The 19091-nt window shown below is 62.3% G+C and carries 16 protein-coding genes and 1 pseudogene; 12 read left to right on the top strand and 5 right to left on the bottom strand.

What is annotated here, in order from left to right:
* Positions 1–68: 68 nt before the first annotated feature.
* From MB818_RS19080 to MB818_RS19040, 9 genes and pseudogenes are all read left to right on the top strand, one after another.
* Positions 69–980, top strand: coding sequence for an ABC transporter permease (locus MB818_RS19080; RefSeq protein WP_234217543.1), 912 nt, complete (start codon positions 69–71; stop codon positions 978–980).
* Positions 977–1762, top strand: coding sequence for an ABC transporter permease (locus MB818_RS19075; RefSeq protein ID WP_234139026.1), 786 nt, complete (start codon positions 977–979; stop codon positions 1760–1762). The genes MB818_RS19080 and MB818_RS19075 overlap by 4 nt, the downstream gene beginning before the upstream one ends.
* Complete coding sequence (locus MB818_RS19070) at positions 1762–2880, top strand: ABC transporter ATP-binding protein (protein WP_234139027.1); 1119 nt, start codon at positions 1762–1764, stop codon at positions 2878–2880. The genes MB818_RS19075 and MB818_RS19070 overlap by 1 nt, the downstream gene beginning before the upstream one ends.
* Positions 2877–3938: an ABC transporter substrate-binding protein gene (locus tag MB818_RS19065; protein ID WP_238906064.1), complete on the top strand. Its 1062-nt coding sequence runs from the start codon at positions 2877–2879 to the stop codon at positions 3936–3938. The genes MB818_RS19070 and MB818_RS19065 overlap by 4 nt, the downstream gene beginning before the upstream one ends.
* A gap of 63 nt (positions 3939–4001) precedes the next feature.
* Positions 4002–6065 (top strand): FAD-dependent oxidoreductase, encoded by a 2064-nt coding sequence (locus tag MB818_RS19060; protein WP_238906063.1) that lies wholly within the window; start codon positions 4002–4004, stop codon positions 6063–6065.
* A gap of 1 nt (position 6066) precedes the next feature.
* The gene (locus MB818_RS19055; RefSeq protein ID WP_238906062.1) at positions 6067–7299 is read left to right on the top strand and encodes an aromatic ring-hydroxylating oxygenase subunit alpha; all 1233 of its coding nucleotides are present in this window, start codon (positions 6067–6069) and stop codon (positions 7297–7299) included.
* On the top strand, positions 7292–8860 hold the full coding sequence (locus MB818_RS19050; protein ID WP_238906060.1) for a trimethylamine methyltransferase family protein: 1569 nt from the start codon (positions 7292–7294) through the stop codon (positions 8858–8860). Before MB818_RS19055 ends, MB818_RS19050 begins: the two co-directional genes overlap by 8 nt.
* A complete protein-coding gene (locus tag MB818_RS19045) occupies positions 8853–10193 on the top strand; it encodes an aminotransferase (protein ID WP_234217538.1) in 1341 nt (446 codons plus the stop codon). Before MB818_RS19050 ends, MB818_RS19045 begins: the two co-directional genes overlap by 8 nt.
* An 83-nt stretch (positions 10194–10276) precedes the next feature.
* A pseudogene (locus MB818_RS19040) lies at positions 10277–11007 on the top strand (IS6 family transposase).
* A gap of 28 nt (positions 11008–11035) precedes the next feature.
* On the opposite strand, the gene MB818_RS19035 reads toward MB818_RS19040, so the two are convergent.
* The 5 genes from MB818_RS19035 to MB818_RS19015 form a co-directional block, all read right to left on the bottom strand.
* Entirely contained in the window at positions 11036–12097 is a 1062-nt protein-coding gene (locus MB818_RS19035; protein WP_238906059.1) for a quaternary amine ABC transporter ATP-binding protein, read from the bottom strand.
* 11 nt (positions 12098–12108) lie between these two features.
* Positions 12109–13140 (bottom strand): ABC transporter permease, encoded by a 1032-nt coding sequence (locus tag MB818_RS19030; RefSeq protein WP_234139034.1) that lies wholly within the window; start codon positions 13138–13140, stop codon positions 12109–12111.
* Positions 13141–13253: 113 nt separating this feature from the next.
* Positions 13254–14228: an ABC transporter substrate-binding protein gene (locus MB818_RS19025; protein WP_238906057.1), complete on the bottom strand. Its 975-nt coding sequence runs from the start codon at positions 14226–14228 to the stop codon at positions 13254–13256.
* 229 nt (positions 14229–14457) lie between these two features.
* Positions 14458–15627, bottom strand: a complete 1170-nt coding sequence (locus MB818_RS19020; protein WP_238906055.1) for a M24 family metallopeptidase — start codon at positions 15625–15627, stop codon at positions 14458–14460.
* Positions 15620–16387 carry a GntR family transcriptional regulator gene (locus MB818_RS19015; RefSeq protein ID WP_234145478.1) on the bottom strand — a complete coding sequence of 256 codons (768 nt, stop codon included), beginning with the start codon at positions 16385–16387 and terminating at the stop codon, positions 15620–15622. Before MB818_RS19015 ends, MB818_RS19020 begins: the two co-directional genes overlap by 8 nt.
* Positions 16388–16568: 181 nt before the next feature.
* Here MB818_RS19015 and MB818_RS19010 point away from each other — a divergent pair, with 181 nt between their 5' ends.
* The 3 genes from MB818_RS19010 to MB818_RS19000 are packed head-to-tail and all read left to right on the top strand — an operon-like array spanning position 16569 to position 19074.
* The gene (locus tag MB818_RS19010; protein WP_238906053.1) at positions 16569–17360 is read left to right on the top strand and encodes a maleate cis-trans isomerase family protein; all 792 of its coding nucleotides are present in this window, start codon (positions 16569–16571) and stop codon (positions 17358–17360) included.
* A gap of 41 nt (positions 17361–17401) precedes the next feature.
* Entirely contained in the window at positions 17402–18289 is an 888-nt protein-coding gene (locus tag MB818_RS19005) for a phytanoyl-CoA dioxygenase family protein (RefSeq protein ID WP_234166132.1), read from the top strand.
* Between the two features lie 2 nt (positions 18290–18291).
* Positions 18292–19074, top strand: coding sequence for a maleate cis-trans isomerase family protein (locus tag MB818_RS19000; RefSeq protein WP_238906051.1), 783 nt, complete (start codon positions 18292–18294; stop codon positions 19072–19074).
* Positions 19075–19091: the final 17 nt, after the last annotated feature.

The following is a 19091-nucleotide window of genomic DNA, read 5'->3' as shown; positions in this document are numbered from 1 at the left end:
ATGTAGATCGATTTCCATCAAATTTCAAAGAGTAGATTGACACAAGCACTGCCGCCGCGCAATACTTAATGGACAATCGTCCATTAGGGGATTTAGGCAGGCCAGGTCGGGGAGGTCCGGTGTTCAAGCCCAGAAGCGAAGCGGCCAGAGGATATGCTCTCAGTTCGCCTGCCACGGCCTATGTCGGCTTTCTGGTGGCGGCGCCGCTTGTCATTCTGATCACCTATTCCTTCTGGACGCAGACCTACGTTACGCTTGATAAGACGCCCACGCTCGGGAACTATCGCGCCGCGCTGTCCGATCCGCTGGTGCATCACCTGATGCTGCGTTCGATCTGGATCGCTGGCGCGGTCACTCTGGCGACCGTGGTGCTGGCCTATCCGATTGCTTATTTCATCGCGATGAAGGCCCGGAGAAAAACGATCTGGCTCTTGTTGATTACCATTCCCTTCTGGTCCAGCTACCTGCTGCGGGTGTTCGCATGGAAGCTGATACTGGGATTCAATGGCGTGATGAACTCGGCGCTACTGGGGCTCGGCCTGATCGATGAACCGCTTGATTTTCTGCTTTATAACGAGTTTGCAGTGGTGCTGACTCTGGCTCATGCCTGGGCCCCGTTCGCGATCCTGCCGATCTATGTCAGTCTGCAAAAGATCGACCCCAGCCTGCTTGAAGCAGCGACCGACTTAGGCAACAGCCCGCTGCAAAGGTTCCTGCGCGTGACGCTGCCGCTTACCGTGCCCGGTATCATTGCCGCCAGCCTGATCATTTTCGTCCCAACGGTGGGCGATTATGTGACCCCCGCGCTGGTGGGCGGGTCGGATGGCAAGATGATCGCCAACCTGATTCAGGTTCAATTCGGTGCTGCGAACAACTGGCCTTTAGGAGCCACGCTGTCGCTTTTGGCGATGATGTCGGTCGGCTTTGTGGCAATCGTGTTCGTCATCGCGGGTCGCGGTTTGGGGGGGCGAATTAGATGAAACGTCCTTCACTCCTTGTGATCTACGCCTTTGCCTATTTGATCTTCCTTTACCTGCCGGTGATGTTCTTGCCGCTGTTTTCGTTCAACAGTGGAACCATCGTTGCATTTCCGATCAAGGGCTGGACACTTGACTGGTACCGCAAGCTGGGCGAGCAGGATACCCTGATCCAGGCGCTTTGGAATTCGCTGGGTGTCGGTGCAGTCACGGCATTGCTGGCCACCGCCATGGGGCTGTTCGCTGCCCGCGCTTTTGTTCGCTACCGGTTTCGTGGTCAGGCTGCGGCCGAGGGGCTGGTGATGCTGCCGCTCGTCATTCCCGGCATCATCGTTGCCTCGTCGATGCTGGTGCTGTTCTTGTTCCTTGGTCTGCAGCCGTCGTTGGTTACGGTCACGCTGGGGCATACCTTTCTGGCACTGCCTTTTGCCGTATCGATCCTGAAATCCGCCTTTGACGATTTCGACGCCTCGCTCGAAGAGGCTTCTTATGATCTGGGCTGTGGCGTGTTCGAGACTTTCCGGCGTGTCACCCTGCCGGTTGTTGCCCCGGGCATCGTCGCCAGCATTCTGGTGACCTTTACCGTCAGCTTCGACGAATTCGTGCTGGCCTTCTTTCTGTCTGGCAACCAGCCAACCCTGCCGGTCTACATCTGGAGCCAGATCCGCTTTCCGGCCAAGCTGCCCAATGTTCTGGCGCTTGGTTCCATTCTGCTTTTCGCCTCGGTCATGCTCTTGGTGCTGGCCAAATATTTCCAACGCCGCTCAACAACTCGAGACGTCTGATGACCGAGAAAAACATCATAGAACTCAAAGGCGTCGAGAAACGCTATGGCAGTTTCCTGGCGGCCTCCGGGATCGATCTGGACCTTCGTCAGGGCGAATTCTTCTCTTTGCTGGGGCCGTCGGGCTGCGGCAAGACCACGGTGCTACGAATGATCGCGGGTTTCCAGGAACCGACACAGGGCGCCATCCTGATCGATGGGCAAGACATGGCCGGCGTGCCGGCCAACAACCGTCCCACCAACATGGTGTTCCAGAGCTATGCCATTTTTCCGCATCTGAATGTGGCCAACAACGTGGCCTATGGGTTGCGCGGGCGGGTGCCCAAGGCCGAGATCGACGCCCGCGTGACCGAGGCGCTGGAGATGGTTGAATTGGGAGGGTTGCACCAACGCGGAGCCAATGAGCTGTCTGGCGGTCAGCGCCAGCGGGTCGCACTGGCCCGCGCACTGATCATGCGACCCAAAGTGCTGCTGTTGGACGAGCCGCTCTCGGCGCTGGACAAGAAACTTCGCGAACAAATGCAGTTCGAAATGCGTAACCTGCAACAATCGCTGGGTATCACCTTTGTCATGGTCACACACGACCAATACGAGGCTATGACCATGTCCGACCGCATCGGCGTGATGTTTGATGGCCGCCTGGAGCAAGTAGACACGCCGGCCACGCTTTATGCGCGCCCCTGCAACCGGGCGGTGGCCAGTTTCATCGGAGAGATGAACATCCTGCCGGCCACTGTACTGGAGGAAACCGGGGGCATGCTTTCCATTGAAGCGGCCGGGTTTGGCCGCATGCGGATCGAACGAAATGTCAACGCCACCGATCGGGCACGCGACATCATTGTCGGCATCCGCCCCGAACAGCTGGAAATCAAGGCCGACAAACCCGCCGACTATCCTGCCACGCTGAAAGGTAAAATCAGCAATGTCGCCTTTTACGGTGAGAACATCCACTATCATGTCGCGGTCGAGAATATCGACAAACCGATCGCGGTGTCGGTGCCGAACTATTTCCACACGGTCGATTTCAATCGCGGTGACGCGGTCTGGTTGGGCCTGCAAGTGGCCAGTGTGATCGATTTGGGTAAAGAAAGAAAATCAAGCCAACGGGAGAAAACATGAGACTTCAAGGCATTGCAGCATTCGCACTCGCGACCGCCATCAGCACCGGCTGCGCCAGCGCCGGGGGGGCGGACCTGAGCGTTTTCGATTGGTCGGGCTACGAGGATCCGGGCTTTTTCGCCAGCTACATGGCGAAATACGGGAACGAGGCGCCCAGCTATTCCTATTTCGGCAGCCAGGAAGAGGCTTTTACGAAGCTTATGTCGGGCTTTACCGCCGATCTCGCCCATCCCTGCTCGGACGCGGTGCGCAAATGGGTGGCGGCCGACCTGATCAAGCCGCTGGATGAAAGCAAGCTGACCAACTGGGCCGATATGCTGCCCGAGATCAAGGAGGTCGACGGCATCGTTCTGGATGGCAAGCTCTACATGCTGCCCTTCGAATGGGGCAATACCGGCCTGATCTATCGCACCGACAAGATCGCTGCCGACGCGGTCTCGCTGCAACTGCTGGCCGATCCCGCCTATGCGGGCAAGATCGCCATTCCCGATGCGGCCTCGTCGGCCTATGCGCTGGCCTCGCTGGCCACCGGCAACGGCGCCGATTACACCAATCTGAGCGACGAACAGTTCAAGGAAGCGTCGGATTTCCTGCGCGCGATTCATCCCAACATGCGGTTCTACTGGTCGGATGCGGGCCAGCTGGACCAGGCGATGACCAGCGGCGAGATCGAAATGGGCTGGGCCTGGAACCAGTCCGAGCTGAACCTGATCTGGAACGAAGTGCCCGCCGCGATGATGCGGGACGTCGACAAGGGTATCGCCACCTGGGTCTGTGGCTATGTGCATCTGAAATCCTCGACCACGCCGGACGAACAGGTCTATGACCTGCTCAACGCGCTCACCGATCCTGTCAGCGGTCAGTACATCATCGACAACTGGGGGTATCCGCATTCCAACGCCAAGGCGTTCGAGATGGCCGATCAGGCCAACATCGAGGCCTACGGGTTCTCCGATCCTAAAAGCTTCTTCGAAGGCAGCCTGTTCTTTGACGCGGTGACGCCGGAACTCGAGGCCAAAATGCTGGCCGAGTTCGAGCGGATCAAGGCTGGCTTCTAATTCACTCATTTCGCCGGGGGCGCCTCTGCGCCCCTGGCCCCGACGGATAGGAACACGCGCGACATGTCCGACGCGAACCCATACGCTTTGCTTTTTGAACCGGTTAAGATCGGCCCGGTAACAGCCCGCAACCGGTTCTTTCAGGTACCGCATTGCACCGGGCTGGGTCATCTGCGTCCGCGCGCCGACGCCGGTGTGCGAGGGATAAAGGCCGCTGGCGGCTGGGCGGTGGTTTCGAACCAGGAAACCGAGATTCATCCCACCTCGGATCTTTCGCCCTTTCCCGAGGGGCGGCTTTGGGATGACCGTGACATTCCAGCTTTGCGGCTGATGACGGACGCCGTGCATGAACACGGGGCGCTGGCCGCGATCCAGCTGGTGCATAACGGCAACCATGCCGTCAACCATCTGAGCCGCGCGCCGATCCTGGCCCCCTCCGAGATGAGCGCCGATCTGGCGATGCCGAAACACGCCCGCGCCATGGACAAGACCGATATCCGCGAGTTGCGCCGCTGGCACCGAGATGCAGCGCTGCGCGCCAAACAGGCCGGCGCCGATATCATTTATGTCTATGCGGGGCACTCCATGTCGATCGCCCAGCATTTCATGCTGCCGCATATGAACACCCGCAGCGACGAATATGGCGGGTCGCTGGAAAACCGCGTGCGGCTTGCCCGCGAGTTGCTGGAGGACACGCGCGAGGCGGTGGGCGACACCTGCGCCGTGGCCTTCCGTTTCGCCATTGACGAGATGCAGGGACCCGACGGCATGCAGGCCGCCGAAGAGGGCCGCGCCGTGGTCGAGTTGCTGGCCGATCTGCCCGACCTGTGGGACGTCAATGTCTCGGGCTGGGACAATGACAGCATCACCACCCGGTTTCAGCCGCAGGACGGATACCAGAACGACGCCCTTGCCTTTGTCAAGCAGGTGACCGGCAAGCCCGTCGTGGGCGTGGGCCGGCTGACCTCGCCCGACCTTATGGTGTCGATGGTCAGAAAGGGGATCGTGGACCTGATCGGCGCGGCGCGACCCTCGATCGCCGACCCGTTCCTGCCGACCAAGATCCGCGAAGGCCGCATCGACGAGATCCGCGAATGCATCGGCTGCAATATCTGCGTCGCCTCGGACAATCTGGGCATTCCGATCCGCTGCACCCAGAACCCGACCATGGGCGAGGAATGGCGCCGCGGCTGGCACCCCGAGGTCATCACCTCGAAGGGCAAGCAGAACGAGGTTCTGGTGATCGGCGGTGGCCCGGCCGGGCTGGAATGCGCCATGCAGATGGCCCGGCGCGGCTATGAGGTGACACTGGCCGAGGCATCGTCCGAATTCGGCGGGCGCGTGGCCCGTGAAAGCCGCCTGCCGGGGCTGTCGGCCTGGGGCCGGGTGATGGACTACCGCCTGAACGACCTGACCCAGCGCGCCAATGTGCGTATGTTCACCGACAGCGCACTGGATGCGGCGCAAGTGGCCGAACTGGGCATCGGCAACGTGTTTGTGGCGACCGGCGCCCATTGGCGCCGCGACGGCATCGGCCGCAACACCCAGCGCCACGCGCCAGATATCGCAGCGGGCGCAACCATCCTGACACCCGACGACATCCTGTCGGGTCAGATGCCCCCTGTGGGCCCGGTCCTGGTCTATGATGACGACAATGTCTATCTGGCGGGCGTGATTGCCGAGAAGCTGGCCTTGGCCGGTCTGGAGGTGATCTTTGCCACGCCCGAGAGCCTGGTTTCCAGCTTCACCGTGAACACTCTGGAACAGCATCGCATTCAGGCCCGGCTGATCGACCTGGGCGTGGACATCCGCTGCAACCAGACGCTTGCGGCACTTGGCGCGGGCAATGCCAGCCTGGCCTGCGCCTTTACCGGGCGACAGCTACCGGTGGTCTGCGGGTCTGCGGTGCTGGTGACCGAGCGCATCCGCGAGACCACCCTGCACGCCAGCCTGAAGCCTCTGAACCTGACCACGCTCGAACTGATCGGGGATGCCGCGCAGCCGGGCCTGATCGTCGATGCGGTGTTCTCCGGCCATCGCGCCGCCCGTGATTTCGAACGCCCGCAACAGGATGCCGACAAGGATTGGTTCCGCCGTGAAATCATCGACCTGAGAGAGGAGTCGTGACATGACCGGACGCCCCCCCGAACTCGACGCGCTGATTGCCGAATACCACCCCGGACTGGCCATGCCGCGCGGGTTTTACACCTCGCAAGCGATCTATGATCACGATATCGTCCGGGTCTGGAACCGGAACTGGCTCTGGGCCGGGCACGAAAGCCAGATCCCCGAGGCTGGGGACTATGTCCTGCTCGATTACGGGTCGGAATCGATCATCATCGTGCGCGACCGCGACGGCGGGGTGCGCGCACATCTGAATATCTGCCGGCATCGCGGCTCGCGCATCTGCACCGAGGCTGAGGGAACGGCGCGCGTCTTTGCCTGCCCCTATCACGCGTGGACGTTTGAGTTGACAGGCGAGTTGCGCGCGGGCCGGGCCATGGGGCCGGATTTCGACCCCTCGCGCTGGGGGCTGTTCCCGGTCCGGGTGACGCTGTTTCAGGGACTGATCTTTGTCTGCTGCGACGCGGACACACCGGCACTGGAGCCGGCGCTGGCGCAACTGGCCCCGCTGACCGCGCCCTATGGGCTGGACCGTCTGAAGGTGGCGCACAAGGCCAGCTATCCGGTGCCCGCCAACTGGAAGCTGGCGGTCGAGAACTATCTGGAATGCTATCATTGCGGCCCGGCACATCAGGAGTATTCTCGCTCGCACAGCCTGAAATCGCCCAAGGAAATGGCCGAGCTCGTGGGTCCGCTGGCTGCACGCGCGGCGGCGGCGGGGCTGTCCTCCGAGATGCTGGACCTGACCGGGGCGGCCGCTCCGACGCCGTTCACCGGCGCCTATCTGCGCCGCTATCCGCTCTATCCCGGCTACGATACCGGCAGTCGCGATGGCGCGCCCCTGGCACCGCTTCTGGGTGACCTCAAAGGGTATGACGGCGGTGCCACCGACATGGGGATCGGGCCACTCAACTGGTTCCTGGTCTATTCCGATCACCTGGTCGGCTACCGGTTCCTGCCCCGCGACGTGCAGCAGACCGACATCGAGGTGGTCTGGATGGTCCATGCCGACGCTGAAGAGGGGCGCGACTATGACCGCGAAGCGCTCACCTGGCTCTGGCATGTCACCTCTCAGGATGACGAACGCATCATCCGGCACAATCAGGCCGGCGTGAACTCGGCCTATTTCCAGCCCGGCCCGTTGAGCGAAATGGAAGGCTGGGTGGGCGATTTCTACAACTTCTATCTACGCATGATCGGGCCGGACCCAGAATTCAGGAAGGCAGCAAATGGTTGAGACATCCACAAAACCTCGTCGGCGGGGTGGCGGCGGACGTGCCGCGCGGATCGCGGTGCAGCAGGCGACCACCGGCAACGAGGCGGTGCATGGCGGGATGCAGGGCGGGCGGTACAAACCGCTCAGCCAGCGCGACATGGAAAACATCCACTCGGCCGCGCTGACCGTGCTGGAACGCACCGGCGTGTCCGATCACTTTCCCGAACTGCTGGACCTTGTCCTGCCCAAAGGCGCGGTGCTGAACGAGCATGGCCGTCTCTGCTTTCCCCGCGCGCTGGTGGAGGACCTGCTCTCTGTCGCCGCAAAGGAGTTCTATGTCTTTGCCCGTGGCGAACGTGAGGGCAAGGATGACATGCACTGCACCGCCGAAAGCGTCTATTTCGCCAATTCGGGCACGGCGGTCACCACCTTCGACTACGAAACGAGGTCCTATCGCCCCTCGACCCTGCGCGACGTCTACGATTTCACCCGGCTGGTGGATCAGCTGGAAAACATCCACATGCTGGGCGATACGGTTCTGGCCACCGATGTGACGGACGATTTCGCCCATGACATGAACACCGTCTACGCGATGCTGGCGGGCAGCCAGAAACCCGCCTGCCTGACCTTTCGCGACCGCAGCCACATCCCGCACGCGATCCGCATGTTCGACCTGGCCTCGGGCGGCGAAGGCAGTTTCATGAAAAAGCCCAGCGTGATCTTTGGCGGCTGCCCGATGGTTTCGCCCCTGCGGATCGGGCGCGAGAACATGGAGCTTCTGATCGACACCGCCAAACTGGGCCTGACCGTCGATCTGGCGGTGCCGCCGCAGGCCGGGGCCACCGCCCCCGCCACGCTGGCCGGAACACTGGTGCAGACCGTGGCCGAGACCCTCGCTTGCGTGGCGATCGTCAACCTGATCACCCCCGGCTGTCCGGTCTGCTTTGCCGCCTGGCCCTTTATCACCGATCTGCGCAGCGGCTCGTTCACCGGGGGCAGCGGCGAACAGGCGCTGATCGGGGCCGCCGCGGTACAGATGGGCAATTTCTATGGCCTGCCCACTTCCGTGGGCGCGGGGATGACCGACGCCAAGGTGCCTGATGCGCAATACGGGTTGGAAAAGGCGCTGACCTTTTCGCTGGCCGCCCATGCGGGTGCCAACCGGCTGTGCGAGTTCGGCGGCATGATCGGCAGCCTGATGGGATGCAGTTTCGAAAGCATGGTCATCGACGACGAGGCCGGCGGCATGATCCTGCGCACCCTGCGCGGGATAGAGGTTTCGGACGAGACCATGGCCGTGGACGTGATCCACAAATGCGCCCTCGACCCTGGTCATTTCCTCGGCAACTCCCATACGCTCACCTACATGAATACCGAGTTCGTCTATCCGCAGCTGATGGATCGCGAGCGCACCGACACCTGGGAGAACGAGGGTAAGACTGACCTTCTGGAACGGGCGCGGGACAAGGCCAACACGATCTTGGACAGTCATTTCCCCAACTATTTCGGCGCCGCCGACGCAGAGGTGCGTGCGGAGTTTCCGATCATCATGTCAGAAGAGGAGATGGCTCGCCGTGGATAACACCGAACTCAGAGCCTGGGATAACGGTCATTTCGTTCACCCGTGGGAAGGCATGGCCGCTGTAGGTCAGAACGACCGAACTTTTGTCGAAACTGCCAGCGGCATTCATATCGTCAACGACAAGGGCGAACGGCTGATCGACGGGCCCGGCGGCATGTGGTGCACCCAGATCGGTTACGGCCGCACAGAGATGGCCGATGCGATGGCGGAACAGGCGCGTCAGCTTGCCTATTTCTCGCCCTTCAACAACACCAACTCGATCGCCACACGGTTTGCTCGCGAACTGGCAAAGCGGGCGCCGGGCGATCTGAACCACGTGTTCTTCACCACCGGCGGCTCTACCGCGGTCGACAGCGCCCTGCGGTTTATCCAGTTCCGCAACAACCTGATGGGACATCCCGACAAGAAGATCGTAATTTCACGGCAGAAGGCCTATCACGGCAGCACCTATCTGGCCGCCAGCGTCAGCGGCAAAGAGCGTGACCGGCTGTGGTTGGATAAGGCCGATGACCTGGCCCATTTCCTGCCGAATGTGAACCCGCTGTATCGTGCCGAGGGCCAGAGTGTCGCGGACTTCCTGGACGAAAAGATCGCGGATCTGGAAAACGCGATCCTGACCTTTGGGGCGGATAGGGTGGCCGCCTTCATCGCAGAGCCAATCCTTGCGTCGGGCGGAGTGATTGTCCCGCCCGAAGGCTATCACAAGCGCTGTCTCGAAATCTGCCGCCGCCATGACGTGCTCTATATCTCTGACGAGGTCGTGACCGCCTTCGGGCGGCTGGGTCACTGGTTCGCCTCGAAGGACGTGTTCGGCATTCAGCCCGATATCATCACCTGCGCCAAGGGAATGACATCGGGTTATGCCCCGATGGGGGCCGCGATCATTTCCGACCGGCTGATTGCCGACATCGCCGGGAACGATGCCACATTCTCAAACGGGTACACCTATTCCGGCCATCCGGTTTGCGCCGCCGCCGGGCTGACCAGCATGGAGATCATCGAACGCGAAGGCATTCTGGAACATGTCCGGCAGGTCGCGCCGGTGTTCCAGGAACGGCTGCACGATCTGCGCCGGATCGGCATTGTCACCGACACCCGCGGTATGGGGCTGATGGGGTGCGTGCAGTGCTCGCTCGACGGGAATAAAACCAGCTTGCTGGAAGGCGACTATGAGATCGGCGCGCGGATCGATGCCGAATGCCAGAAACGGGGTCTGCTGGTTCGACCTATCATCAATATGTGCGTGATGTCACCGCCCCTGATCATCAGTGAGGATCAGATTCACCAAATGTTTGATGTCTTGGGGGACGGAATCCGCGCGTCGGTAATATGAGTTGTGGTATTGTCAAAGGTATGAACGGCGGTCTCAGAAGGCATCCGGTTGAGACGGGCAGGGCGGTCTCGTAGCCTCTGAGGATGCCGAGACGCGATCCGTTCATATACTTCCACAGCAGTCCAGAGATCATTCGTCTGGCGGTGATGCTGTAGGTCAGATTTCCGCGGTCGCTGCATAATGTCGAGGAGCTGCTTCACGAGCGCGGCGTCGATGTCAGTCACGAAACGATCCGGTTCTGGTGGCAAAGGTTTGGCCCGATGTTTGCGTCCGAGATCCGCAGGAAATGCGCGGATCGGCTTCGGTCCTGGCCGCAGTGGCGTTGGCACTTGGATGAGATGTTCGTGAAGATCAATGGCGAGCGGTACTACCTTTGACAGGCCGTCGATCACGAAGGCGAGGTCCTGGAAAGCTTTGTGACAAAGACGCGGGACAAGAAGGCTGCATTGAAAATCCTCAGAAAATCAATGAAGCGCCACGGTCGACCTCATGTCCTGGTGATCGACCGGTTGAGGTCCTATGGTGCGGCGATGAAAGCCATCGGCAGGAAACGGGTCGCTGGCTGAACAACAGGGCGGAGAATTCGCATCTGCCATTCCGACGCCGCGCGCCGGCAATGCAACGCTTTCGGCGCGTGCGAAGTTTGCAGAAGTTTGCTTCCGACCACGCCTCGGTCTTCAACCATTCCAACTCGCAGCGCAGCCTCACCAGCCGACAGAATTTCAGGTTGAACCGCGCCGCTGCTCTTGTCGAGTGGCGCCAACTTGCTGCGGCAGAAAGGGCAGGGTTACTGTCCGAGCTGAGACCGGTTTGAAGCTGTCTGACACCTCCTCATTGTGCTGTCAGTTCCGCCGCGTGCTCGCGTCTGATGCAACGCGCGGCACCAGTGCTTTGACCAAGTTTGTCATATCGAGCGTTCCCTCAGGCACACCATCGCGCATCACGATAAAACGATGCGACGTGTCGCCGCCCGAGCGGGCAATCATGCTTTCCAGCGTATCGTCATGATCGACCTCGCCATGGGCGTCGGGCGGTACCGGCTGCCCATCTAGCGGAGTCATGATCGAGCGGACCCGCAGCACCCGGGCCCGGTTGATGTCGCTGACGAAGTCCTCGATATACGGATCGTTCGGATTGAGCAGGATATGCTGCGGCTCGCCCTGCTGCACGATATAGCCGTCCTTGAGAATGACCAGGTGATCGGCCAGTTTCAGGGCTTCGTCCAGGTCATGGGTGATAAAGACGATGGTCTTGTGCAACTCGGTCTGCAATTCCAGCAGCAGGTCCTGCATGTCGGTGCGGATCAGCGGATCGAGCGCCGAAAACGCCTCGTCCATCAGCATGATGGGCGAGTTCGAGGTCAGCGCGCGGGCGATCCCGACCCGCTGCTGCATGCCGCCCGACAGCTGGTGCGGATAGTGGTTGCCATAGCCATGCAGCCCGACCCGATCTAGCCATTTGTCGGCCTCGACCAGATAGTCCCGCTTGGCCACGCCGCGCACCTTGAGCGTGGTGCCCGCGTTCTCGGCCACGGTTTTGTGCGGCAGCAACGCGAATTTCTGGAACACCATCGACATGACTTCGCGGCGCAGGTTGCGCAGCTGTTCCTCGTCATAGGCCAGCACATCCGCGCCATCGACCCGCACCTCGCCCGAGGTGGGTTCGATCAGGCGGTTCAGGTGGCGGATCAGTGTCGACTTGCCCGAGCCCGACAGGCCCATGATCACAGTGATCTCGCCCTCGCGCATGTCGACATTGATGTCACGCAGCCCCAGAACGTGGCGGTGCTGTTTCAGCAGATCGGCCTTGGACATGCCGTCCAGCACATGTTTCAGCGCCGCTTTCGGATCGGCACCGAAGATCTTGTAGAGGTTGCGGATCGAAACCTTGATATTCTCGCTCATGCCCGTGTCCCTCAGTGCTGTTGCGCGGCGTTGACGCGGTTGAGCGCGGCCTTGGTGACCCGGTCGAGGATCACCGCCAGCAGCACGATGCCCAGGCCCGACACAAGGCCGACACCCAGTTCAAGGTTGCGGATGCCGCGCAGGACCAGAACCCCGAGGCCCGGCGCCGAGACCAGCGAGGCGATGACGACCATGGCAAGGCTCATCATGATGGTCTGGTTCACACCGGCCATGATATTGGGCAGGGCCAGCGGGATCTGCACGCCGAACAGCTTCTGCCGGTCGGTCATGCCGAAACTGTCGGCGGCCTCGATCACGTCCTTGTCCACCAGCCGGATCCCCAGATCGGTCAGGCGGATGACGGGAACGATGGCGTAAAGGATGATGGCGATGCCATAGAGCTTGGGCTCGGTCACCGAAAAGAGAAAGATCAGCGGGATCAGATAGACGAAAGAGGGGAGCGTTTGCAGCATGTCCAATATCGGGATGGTCATGCGTTGCAGCCGGTCGTTGCGCGACATGGCGATGCCGATGGGCACCCCGAACAGCACGCAGAGAAAGGCGCAGACAAAGATGATCGCCAGCGTCTGCATGGCGTGGTCATAGTGGTCGACAAAGGCCAGAAACACCAGGCAGGCCATGACAAAGCCCACCAGCCGCATCGAGCGCGAGGCGAAATAGACCACCAGCGCCAGCAGCGGCATCATGATCCACCAGGGCGTCGCCTCGAAAGTGGCCAGAGCGAATTCCAGCATCCAGCTCAGCGGCTGCGTCAGCGGGTCCAGTACAAAACGGAGTGCGCCCTTGGCCGCCAGGAACGCGTCCTCGACCCCCTTGGTGACATCGCGTGACTTGGCGAAGGCGGCGCAGGCCTTGTTCAGCTCGTCCAGCGAGGGAAAGGGCAGGTTGAACAGGGTGGTCTCGGTCTTGCCACCGGCCTTGGCCAGCAGATCGGCCATCGACAGCGTGGCTTCGCCGGATTTGCCGGCATCGCACCAGTCGCGCAAGCCAAGGCTGTTGAACAGAAAGTCATAGGTGGCCATGAGAACGAGCCCCTTTCACGGTTGTCTCGGACGGTTCCCGTCTGGTGCCGGGTGCGCGACGGCGGGTGTCGAAACCGCCGGGCCACCAATGGCGGCCCGGCGGAAGTTCCGGATTACTTGATCAGGGCGGCCAGCTTTTCGCGGGCCGCGTCATTGACCCAGCCAGCCCAGATGTCCGAATTGTTGCTCAGGAAATAGACCGCCGCCTCTTCGGCCGAAGCACCGTTGTCGTCTTTCCAGGCCAGCACGGCGTTCATGACGTCGATGTCAAAGCTGAGATTGCGCATCAGCTCGGCCACGTCGGGCGCGCGCTCGGTCAGGGCTGCCGTCGCGACGGTCAGCACCGGCGCCGGCGGAAAGTCGGAAACGCCCGGATTGGCATTTTCGGCCGACTGGTTGGCCAGGTGCACATCCGTGTCGATATCGCCGATCGAGATCTGGGTCATCGGGTATTTGCCCAGAACCGCGGTGGGCGCCCAGTAATAGCCGAACCAGGGGGTCTTGTCCTCGTAGGCCGCCGCGATCGAGGTGGCCAGCGTCTCGCCCGAACCGTGGTCGAAGATCTCCATCTTGTCGCGCATGCCCAGCGCGGTGATCAGGTTGTCGTTGACGATCCGGCAGCCCCAGCCCACCGGACAGTTGTTGAACCGGCCACCGACCAGATCGGGGTTGGCCAGAATGTCGGCGACGGTCTTCAGTTCGGGATGCGCCTCGGCCAGGTACGAGGGAATCCACCAGCCTTCGAGGCCACCGGGATTGAACACCTCGGCCAGACGCTCGACCTTGCCTTCGGCCTCGAGCTTGAGATAGGGCTCGCCGGCCGAGTTCAGCCAAAGTTCGGTCACGATGTCTGGCTCGCCGTTCTCGGCAAGCGAGGCGACCGAGGTCACGGTGGCCGAGGGCACCAGCTCGACCGTGCAGCCATAGCCCTGTTCCATCAGGAACTTGGCGGTATGCGTGATGATCTGGGACGAGGGCCAGTTCATTTCGGTCAGCGAGACCTCGCCACATTCGGCCCATGCGGCCGATGCCGTGGTCATGGCCGCGACGGCGATGACGCTTCTGGCCAGAGTGATGGGATTGTTCATGGTCTTCTCCTGTTGGTGATTTGTTTTTTGCCGTCCCTGGCCTTGTCCAAGTGCGGGTTTCGGGACGTTTACACCCGCACCGAGGCTAGAGAGCGTGTCCTCTCAAAGCAATTTGAAACCTTTGAAAGAAATTTCAGAGTTTCTGAAGTTGCGTGATCGTGTCTCCAACCACCCGTCGTCGAGCGGGGCGCCGCGTGGCCGAATTTGGGATCGGATGCGGGCATGCGGGTCATTGCAAGATCACCAACTCGGGCGCGGCGCGGTTGGTCAGCAATCGGGCAGGCCCGTCGGTCACCACGATGTTCTCTTCGTGTACCATCATCAGCCCGTTGCCGTAGCTGAGCGAGGGTTCGATGGTCAGGACCATGTTCTCTTGCAGCACGGTGGTGTCAAAGGCCGCGTGCGAGGGCTGTTCGGTCAGTTGCATGCCCAGCCCGTGACCCAGCCGCCCGATATCGCCGCCGCTGTCATCCAGCTCGGCGATGACGGCGGACATGGCCCCGAACAGGTCGCGGCAGGTGGCGCCGGGGCGGGCGGCGTCGATCCCGGCCTGGGTCGCGCGCCACAGCACGTCATAGGCGCGGCGCGCGGCATCATCGGCACGGCCTATCGCCCAGTTGCGGTCGAAATCGCAGAAATACCCGTCCCAGGTACAGCCGGTATCCAGCATCAGCACATCCCCCGCCCGCAGGGGCCGTTGCGAGGGCGGCGAGATCACATCCGCATAGCCGCCCTGATCGGCGGCGCCCACCACATAGGGCGCGTCATCCGCACCCAGCCCGATCGCCGCGCGGCGGAACTCGCGAAACACGGCGTCCAGCGGCATCCCCTCGGACACGAAACCCGGCACCGCTTCGAATGCGGCCGAGCCAATGGCGCAGATATGGGCCAGCTTCTCGATCTCGGCAGGGGTCTTGACCATGCGCAGCCCCTGCACCAGGCCGGTGGCATCGGCAATCTCGAGGCCGGGCAGGGCAGAGATCAGGCGTTCCCAATCGCCCAGCGGCATCCTGAGCAGCGTCTCATGCCCCTTCATGACGCCCAATCGCGCGCCGCGCGCGGCCAGCGGCGACAAAAGCTCGGTCAACAGGCTGATCCCGTCATCCTGCGGCTGCGGCGCGGGCCAGGTGCGTACATCGTCCAGCCAGCCGCGCCGCATCAGTTCGGCGCCGATCTCGGGGATCACCGCAATGGGCTTGCCGCTGGCGGGCACGAACAGGAACCAGGGCCGGGTCGGGCTCTGCCAGAACAACGTGTGAAAGCCGCTGAAATAGCGCAACTCGGGTTCGGTCATCAGCAGCAGACCGTCCAGCCCCTGTGCCGCCATCCTGTCTTGCGCCCGCGCCGTGCGGGCCTCGAATTCGGCGGCGGCGAAGCCGCGCATGGGACTGTCAGCCATGGGTAAAACCTCCGACAATGGCGCGGGCCGAAAACTCTGCCAGTTCACCGCGCCAGAACTGGCGGCCGAAACAGAAAGGGCGCCCGGATGCGTCCCGGATCACCTGAGTCAGTTCGATCCCCGACTGGCTTTGCGCCAATCCCAGCAACTGGGTCTCTTCGGGATGGGCGCCGCGCATCCGGATCATGATATCCCCGGTATGCGCGACCAGATCGTAGTGGCTGTCGAGCAGACGGGTGGTGGATTGATGCAGGTCGTGAGACAGGAAATCGGGGCATCTTGCGGCATCGACATATTCGGTCTCGACAAAGATCGCGTGACCATCCTGACGGAACAGCCGGGTGTATTCATAGATCGCGGCACCCGGTTTCAGCCCCAGCCGCGCGGCCAGTGCGGCGTCTGCCGTGTTCTCCTGCGCCCGGATCACCTCGATCCCCAGCGCGGCGCCCCGGCTTTCGGCATCGGCGACAAAGCTGACCATGTTCGAGACGTCATAGCTGACCCGCTTGGGCGAGACGAAGCGCCCGCGCCGGTCGGCGCTATAGACCAGCCCTTCGGCCTCGAGCGCATCAAGCGCGCGCCGCGCGGTCATTCGGCTGATGCCGGTTTCCTCGGCGATGCGCCGTTCCGAGGGCAGGGCGGCATGTTCCGGCAGGCTGCCATCGACGATCCGCCGTTTGATGTCCTGAACGATCTGCTGAAAGCGCGGCGTGTCGCGCGATGGTCCTGTCCGGAGCTGATCGGGTGTTGCGTCGTTCATCTGATTCCCGCAATTTTCATCAAGGGTATTTGGTATATACCAGTTCGGGCAAGGAAAATTATTTCACTTGACTGAACGGGCGGACTCACCGTTACATCGTGTGAGTCTGGTATATACCAGTTATTGCGGTTTGTCTCGCACCCGATGTGCCGGCCTCCGCCTCGCAAGGGAAACAGCGCATATGTTCACCTCGGGAAAACAGGTCGTATCCAGGGATTGGTCACCGGTGCTGGACGCCGGGCGCCATCATCGTGCGCGGCTGGGCTTTATCCTGATGTCCACCGATCTGGCGGCCGAGGCGGATTTCTTCGACATGGTGCCGCCGGGTGTCGCGGTGCATATCACCCGCCTGAAGACCGACGATTACACCACCAAAGAAACGCTTGCCCGGCATATCGACCACATGGCCGATGCCGCGGCGCGGATCCAGCCCGACCTGAGACCCGATGTCATCAGCTATAGCTGCACCAGCGGGTCCATCGTCATCGGCGAGGACAGGGTCATGGCCGAGATCGCCAAGGGCGCGCCCTGGGCGCGGCCGATGTGCCTGGTTCAGGGGGTGCTGGACGCCCTCGATGCATTGAACGCGCGCCGCATCGTCGTGGGCACGCCCTATCTGGACGAGGTCAACACCGCCGAGGCCGAGTATCTACTGGCCAAGGGGTTCGAGGTGCTGGATATCCAGGGGCTCAACCTGTCCACGGGCACCCAGATGGGACAGGTAACGCCGCAATTCTGGAAGGAATTCGCCCTGGCGATCGACCGGCCCGAGGCAGACGCGATCTTTCTGTCCTGCGGCGGCATACGCGCGCTCGAAGTGGTCGAAGAGATCGAACAGGCCGCTGGAAAGCCGGTGATCACATCGAACCAGGCCCAGTTCTGGAGCTGCCTGCGCCGCGCCGGAATCACCGATCAGCTGACCGGCTTCGGCCGGATTTTCCAGAACCCCGGCACGGCGCTGCTGCCGGCATGATCACCCCCGGTGCAGCCGGGTCAAACAAGGGAGGAAAGACGATGGGACTGTTGTCACAGGAACAGAAGGACACGTTCTGGCGCGACGGCGTGCTGGTTGTCGAGGATGCGGTGTCGCCTGATGAGCTGGCCGCGCTCAGGGCCGAGTTCGCGGGTTGGGTCGAGGAAAGCCGCGCCCATGCCGACGACTATGGCGAGACGCTGGACGGTCGCGCACGGTTCGACCTGCAACCGGGTCACAGCGCAGACAAGCCCGCCCTGCGCCGGGTGCAGTCGCCCGAAGAGGTCTCGGAGGTCTACGCCGACACCATGCGCAAAGCGCGCACGGTGGATTACTGCGCCGAGCTGATCGGACCCGGCGTGCGCTTTCATCATGGCAAGGTGAACTCGAAACTGCCCGGATCAGCCACCCAAGTGAAATGGCACCAGGATTTCCCGTTCGAGCCGATGACCAATGACGACATGATCACCTGCCTGTTGTTCATCGACGACGTGACGCTGGAAAATGGCCCGCTCGAGGTGATCCCGGGCAGCCACAAGGGGCCGATCCATTCGCATTGGCACAATGGTGTGTTCACCGGCGCGGTGGATGACGCGATCGTCGAGGCAGAGCGTGACAAGATCGTCAAATGCACCGGCAAGGCGGGGTCGGTCTGCCTGATGCATGCCAGCCTGCTGCACGGCTCGGCGCCGAACCTGTCGGACCAGCCGCGCACGCTCTACATCACCACCTATTACGCCGAGGACGCGATCGAGCTGAGCCCCAACCACCTGCCCAGCCGGTTCACCCATGAACTGGTGCGCGGCGAGGCCTCGGGCCGGGTGCGCTGCACCACCTATCAGATGGAGCTGCCGGCGGTGCCCAAGGGGACGTCCTTCTTTGCGCAACAAGAGGGGTCGGATGGCGCCGGCGCCGGGGCGATGATGTAGCCATGCAAAACGCCGCGTTCTCCCCCCCGTCGGTCATTGAAACGCTTGCGTTCGAAACCGATGCCGGACTTGGCCAGCGGGCCCGGATCGGCTTGATCGTGTTGCAGACCGATCAGACCATCGAGCACGAGTTCGCCCGGCTGTTCCGGGGGGAGGGCGTGGCGCTCTATCATGCGCGCATCCCCAACGCGATGGAGGTCTCGCCCGAAACCCTGCGCCAGATGCAGGCCGATCTGCCGCGCACCGCCGAACTGTTGCCGCCGTCTTTCGGATTTGACGCCATCGGCTATGCCTGCACCTCGGGCGCCACGATGATCGGCGAGGCCTGCGTGGACGAGATGATCCGCGCGGTACATCCCGGCGCCCGCACCTCGAACCCGCTCACCGCCTGCAAGGCGGCGCTCTCGGCGCTGGGCCTGCGCCGTATCGCGCTGCTGACGCCGTATCCGCCCGAGGTGACGCTGGAAATGCAGGCCAATCTGCGCGCCGCGGGGTTCGAAACCGTGGCGGTTGCCTCGTTCAACCAGTCTGACGATTTCACCGTGGCCCGTATCTCGGCCCAGAGCATCCTTGACGCCGTTGCGACCATCGGCGCGCGTGACGAGGTGGAGGGTGTCTTTGTCTCCTGCACCAGCCTGCGCGCGCTTGACGTGATCGCCGAGGCAGAGGCCCGGATTGGCAAGCCGGTGATCGCCTCGAACCAGGTTCTGGCCTGGCACCTGATGCGGCTGGCGGGCCTTGACGGCGTGCCAGAGGGCGCCGGTCGCCTGTTCGCGTCCGGCTGACCCACCGCACCCAATCC

Source organism: Ruegeria alba (genome assembly GCF_022321465.1).
GTDB lineage: Bacteria > Pseudomonadota > Alphaproteobacteria > Rhodobacterales > Rhodobacteraceae > Ruegeria_B > Ruegeria_B alba.
This window is presented reverse-complemented; position numbering and strand designations above follow the sequence as displayed.